Origin of the sequence: Pseudomonas sp., from assembly GCF_037994325.1 — a bacterium.
In the GTDB taxonomy this organism is placed as follows: domain Bacteria; phylum Pseudomonadota; class Gammaproteobacteria; order Pseudomonadales; family Pseudomonadaceae; genus Aquipseudomonas.
Window position 1 is genome coordinate 1 of the sequence record NZ_JBBNAH010000044.1, and the last position, 5110, is coordinate 5110.

Genomic DNA, 5110 nt, shown 5'->3' on the forward strand with positions numbered 1-5110 from the left:
ACAAAAACTCATGGGCAGTTTATGAGCACCTCTAAGGATGGCAAACCAAGATCTTTCCGCTCGAAGCAAAGCTACGCATCTGAACAAATAACTAGAGAACTGCTAAAACCCTTCTTCGAAGATATAGGTTTCACATCTGTATCGGACAGACGAAAAGGCAACTCCCAATTCATTTCGGGAACCACAGCTGGCGGTGAATACATAAGTGCTCGAGTAAGGCTCTGCTGGCGATGGGACGATGGAGCTCGCAAGATTTCAGCTGCTCAATTACGAGCACGCTTAATTGATAACAACTGGGAAAAGACGCTCCTAGAACTTGTGAATAGAGAGCCATCCAAGGGAGTAACGCATTCGCTGATAGTCCAACGGGATGGAGACGCCTTAGCGTACGCCGCGCTGATTCCACTGAACGCCCTCGCCGGAATAATAAACAGACAACGCGAGATCAGCGATCAACTAATCCGGTCGGGCTCTCTTGGCCGCCTGAGGAAAAACCACTCAACTAATGGCAACAGTCCCACTATTTGGCTTAAAGACGATCGTTTCCCTGATAGCCACAAAGTGGCAGATGCTTTGTGGGATTTTCCGGGAGTAATGAATCTTGTCGACCTGATGCCTGCGTCAAACTTGCAACTACCAGAGGACGATTCCTGCTCTGACCTATCAGGTGTTGATTTGACGCTTATAGGTAGCGACGAAGCCAAAAGATACCTAGCTACAGCTTCGAAGGTGAAGCGAGATGCGAGAGTACGTCAAGCCGTACTAACTCTAAGTGGGCAGCGCTGCGAAATGCCCGGATGTGAGGAACGTCAGTTTTTTCCTGGATATTTAGACGTTCACCATATACTTGGAGCCGAAGTAAGTGATCGAATCTATAACTGCGTGGCTCTCTGCCCAAATGATCATCGGAGATGCCATTTTTCTAAGGAAAAAGACGAATTGAACTCCGTTCTTCTCCAGATAGCCCTGTCGCGAAAGTGATATTACCCCTAAGCAGAGAAAAGCCTGAACCAGTCAAATGCGTAAGAAGCCATAGCACTTTTTCAGTCTGCGCAGATCAATTGTCGCGCCAGCGGCGCGACTTTATCGTCGCGTAGAGTCCCCCTAACGCTGACACGCGTGTTTTCGATGGCGCTACCGAAGCCTTTAACAAAAAAGCCTCACACAACGGCAGGGCTTAGATTTTGATTTGCTCAAACTTCCCAGGCTCAGTAAATCGCCAACTGACTTTGAACGCTGCACCACCGCTGATTAATGACGACTGCTTGAGGATCGCTGGCCACCAACGGACCAAGTTATGAGCTTTCCTCCAGTACTCTTCTTGTGCCCACTGTTTCGCGAGACAGAAGATCGGCAGGCCACTCTCGCGGAAGGCGCGGCGCTCTATATCGCCTTTGGTGAATTTGTCCTGCGAGATCACTGCCCAGCCGCCTTCAGCAGCTAGCGTGGCGATCCAGCTGGCGTCTGGCGAGGTCATGGGGAATCTGTCCCGCAGGGGAACTTCTAAGTGACCATCCGCTTTGCAAAGCTCGTTCAGCGCCCTGGCAAGCGCTGGAGGAAGGTAGTTGTCGATCAGAAAGTTCAAGCGGCCAATCCGTGCTCGTAGGAGACAGCCGCTTCCACTGCTGCCGACTTTATTTCATACAGTGCAGCAACCCGAGGAACGCTCTCACCTTCGGCCAAATAGGCTTGGTAGATGGATGATGTGTCGACGCCCACTGAGTTAAGCGTGGGCTTTCCAAAGTTGATCTGCGGATCAAGCACAACGGCTTTGCTTCGTTTAACCGGATACCAGCGTTGAGCGCTGCCTTCTTCGGCATAGTCAATGCCCTCATAGAGGGATGGACCAACAACGTGTTTAAAGACCAATTGGCGCTTTGCCAGGTCGAGGATGGTTTCGTCGCCCGTTTCATTAAGCACGGTTGCGAAAACACTGCGGCCGTCGGTTTGGAAACGTCGACAGGTAAATGGGTAGGCTTGGTCGAACAATTCTCGTGCCTTTTGAGAAGCGGCGCGTATTGCTTGGAGGCTAACGCCGTGTCGGCGGAATGCGTGAACAAAGCGGATTTCCAGCAGGTCATGAAAACTGAGCAACCGTTCTTCGGTGAAATTGAGCTCAGGAGTCCAAAGGCCTAGTTGCGCGATGCCATCGGACTTGTAGCCATACATCCAGCCGCAGATGTCTTTCACGGGTATGCCGGTGTAGTGGGAAGCGTCAGAGGGCGTATATATCCCAACCCCCAAGAGGCAGCTCGGCATACCGGATTGCTTCATTGCTCACTCCTCCGCCCCCTGCCCCACATTCAACACATAAAACTCATGCAACTTAGCCTGCAGCAATTGCTTATCCGGCAACCTCGTCTGGTACTCAGCGATCAACGCCGGCGATAACGATCTGTTCAATGCGTACTCAACCACTTCGTCTTCTTTGCTGGCGCACAGCAATACGCCGATGGCGGGGTTTTCGTGGGGTTTGCGGGCGTCGCGGTCGAGGGCTTCCAGGTAGAAGTTGAGTTTGCCGAGGTATTCCGGTTCGAAGCGGCCGACTTTGAGTTCGATGGCCACCAGGCAGTTGAGGCCGCGGTGGAAGAACAGCAGGTCCAGGGCAAAGTCTCGGCTGCCAACTTGCAGTGGGTATTTAGAGCCGACGAAGCAGAAGTCGCGGCCAAGTTCGCTGAGGAAATCCTTGAGGCGCGTGAGCAGCCCCTGGTGTATGTCAGCCTCATCATGCCCGCCCGGCAGGCCGAGAAATTCGACCATATAGGCGTCACGGAATACGTCCAATGCGGCGGGATGAGTTTGTCTCAGCACTGCTGAGACTTTTGCCGGTTGGGTGACGCTTCGCTCGAAGAGAGCGGCTTTAAACTGACGCTCCAACTCGCGCGTTGACCATTGCTCCTGTATTGCCATGCGCAGGTAGAACTCACGCTCTTCCGGGCGTTTACTCTGGCTGAGAATGGTCAGGTTGTGGGTCCAGGGCAATTGTCTCACCAGCGGTGAGACTTTCTCGTCACTCCGATACGCCTCGTAAAACTGACGCATGCGGAACAAGCTCGGGCGGGTAAAACCGCGAAGTCCCGGTTGGGTCAGCGCCAAATGCTCAGCCAACTGCGTGACCACAGAATCCCCCCATTCAGCCCGTTCCAACTTGCGGCTGATGTACGCCCCAACTTGCCAATACAGCTCAATCAGGCGGGTATTAACCGCCTGGACGGCCTGCTTTCGAGCGCTGTGGATAAGCGCCAGCACTTCATCGAAACGCTGGTCCGTGGAATCACGTGTTGCGGTTGGTTCGCTCATGCCTATAGCCCTTGGCCGTTTATTTGGGCGAAAGCCTAACCGCTTAAAATTGCTCGCCTGGCAATCCAGAGTCTCTACGTTTATCGCTGCAAGAGTTGCGGTAACGGAAACTGGCTTTCTACGAACATTCAAAATCTGTTCGCCATGCCGTTTAACGAAGGTTCACGTACAGGTACAGAAAGCTCTTACCCGCCATACCGACATACGACTGGGCCGCCTCTTCTCCAAGGGCAATCGAGTTCAACCGCAAAAAGCCTCATTCCGCACAATCATCTGAGTATTGCCGTTACACCCTCCCCGCCCAAAAACAATGCCGCGCCCTCTCCCGAGCCCTATTGCAGTGCACCACCGCCGCGCCACGTCAGCGTTGCGCCGCTTAACGCCGGCCCATTACTCACCTGGCACACTTCTTCCATACGCTTTGCCATCCACACAAGCAGGGCGGGTCCCGTTAAGTCTTGTGCACAACACATGCGCTCAGCGCCAGGTAATGAAGCCTGATCCACCAGTTCGCTGGTTGATCAGGTTTTTTTTTGGAATGAATAAATGCGCCGCACCGTTGATATCGGCTTTCTGTTTTCCACCGATGGCACGTACCGCCATATGGGCCGTAATGGCTTACTCGGGGCGCAGCATGCGCTGGCTGAGGTGAATGCCAATGAGGCGTTGGATTTCACCTTGCGCGCGACCCATGTCGATCCGCAGGGGCATTTGCAGGGGTATGGCGAGGGGGCGACGCAGCTGATTGATAAGGGTGTGCGGCATATTTTTGGGACGACAACCTCGGCCAGTCGCAAGGAGATCATTCCTGACCTTGAACAGCACGCCAGTACGCTGTGGTACGCCTGCCCCTATGAGGGTTTTGAGAGCAGCGAGAACGTGCTGTATTTCGGCGGCTGCCCAAACCAGACGCTTATCCCGTTGCTGCGTTATGCCTTGGCCACCTTTGGTAAGCGCGCGCTGTTGGTGGGGTCGAATTACGTATGGGGTTGGGAAAGCAATCGCATTGCCCGTGAGGTCATCACGCTGGCGGGCGGTGAGGTGCTTAAGGAGAAGTACATGCACCTGGGCGCCACGCACGTGGCTGAGCTGGTGCAGGCGGTGGTCGGTGAGCCGCCGGCTTTTATCCTGAATAACTTGGTCGGCGATTCGTCGTACGCCTTTCTGCATCAGTTGGATGCGGCCTGCCTGGCGGCGGGGCTGCTGCTGCCGGTGCTTAGTAGCAACCTTACCGAGGCGGAGCTGAGCGAGATCGGCAGCTTGTCGAGTTTGCGCCTGCTGTCGTGCGGGCCGTTTTTCGAGGCGGCGGATCTGGCGTTTTGTCAGCAGCAGACGGCGCGCCATGGCCAGCATGTTTATTCGCACTTTTATGCGGGTTCTTACAGTGCGGTGCAGCTGTTTGCGCAGGCGTTGCAGCACTGTGGTAGCGATGACTCAGCGGCCATCTGCGACTACCTGCATAGGCATCCACAGCCGAGCGTGCTGGGCGAGTTGCGCATTTCGCCGCGCAATAACCACAGCAGCCTGGCCTGCCATATCGCCGAGTTGCAGCAGGGGCGCTTTGTGATTCTGCATAGCGAGCCGCAGGCGGTGCCGGCCGACCCGTATATGACCGCCACCGACCTCACCGAATTTCGCCAGTTAAGTGCGCCCACGCCGCGCTTGAGGATCGTTAAATGAGCCCATTCAACCGCCCCGATTTTGAAAACGGCACCTTGCTGCTGGTTGACTGCGAAGCGCGCACCCTGAGCAGTTTGGAAAAGAGCCTGCAGCGCTTGGGCATCAAGGCCCAGCCTTTGCTGGAGGATGC

At 54.8% G+C, this 5110-nt stretch carries 5 protein-coding genes; 2 read left to right on the top strand and 3 right to left on the bottom strand.

What is annotated here, in order from left to right; translation table 11 throughout:
• Positions 1 to 981 (top strand): HNH endonuclease signature motif containing protein (locus AAAB16_RS01345; RefSeq protein WP_340661713.1); only part of this gene is annotated, 981 nt, incomplete at its 5' end.
• A gap of 196 nt (positions 982 to 1177) precedes the next feature.
• On the opposite strand, the gene AAAB16_RS01350 is transcribed toward AAAB16_RS01345, so the two are convergent.
• From AAAB16_RS01350 to AAAB16_RS01360, 3 genes are all read right to left on the bottom strand, one after another.
• Positions 1178 to 1585: a hypothetical protein gene (locus AAAB16_RS01350; RefSeq protein WP_340661714.1), complete on the bottom strand. Its 408-nt coding sequence runs from the start codon at positions 1583 to 1585 to the stop codon at positions 1178 to 1180.
• The gene (locus AAAB16_RS01355; protein WP_340661717.1) at positions 1582 to 2169 is read right to left on the bottom strand and encodes a DUF433 domain-containing protein; all 588 of its coding nucleotides are present in this window, start codon (positions 2167 to 2169) and stop codon (positions 1582 to 1584) included. Before AAAB16_RS01355 ends, AAAB16_RS01350 begins: the two co-directional genes overlap by 4 nt.
• A gap of 108 nt (positions 2170 to 2277) precedes the next feature.
• Positions 2278 to 3300, bottom strand: coding sequence for a PDDEXK nuclease domain-containing protein (locus AAAB16_RS01360; RefSeq protein ID WP_340661715.1), 1023 nt, complete (start codon positions 3298 to 3300; stop codon positions 2278 to 2280).
• 546 nt (positions 3301 to 3846) lie between these two features.
• Between AAAB16_RS01360 and AAAB16_RS01365 the strand changes: the two genes are divergently transcribed.
• On the top strand, positions 3847 to 4980 hold the full coding sequence (locus AAAB16_RS01365) for a transporter substrate-binding protein (protein WP_340661716.1): 1134 nt from the start codon (positions 3847 to 3849) through the stop codon (positions 4978 to 4980).
• Positions 4981 to 5110 lie beyond the last annotated feature (130 nt).

What these genes read in the sequence shown, in the direction of transcription:
- AAAB16_RS01365 (WP_340661716.1), top strand. Translation starts at nt 3,847, where the DNA reads ATGCGCCGCACCGTTGATATCGGCTTTCTGTTTTCCACCGATGGCACG.
- AAAB16_RS01360 (WP_340661715.1), bottom strand. Translation starts at nt 3,300, where the DNA reads ATGAGCGAACCAACCGCAACACGTGATTCCACGGACCAGCGTTTCGAT.
- AAAB16_RS01355 (WP_340661717.1), bottom strand. Translation starts at nt 2,169, where the DNA reads ATGTATGGCTACAAGTCCGATGGCATCGCGCAACTAGGCCTTTGGACT.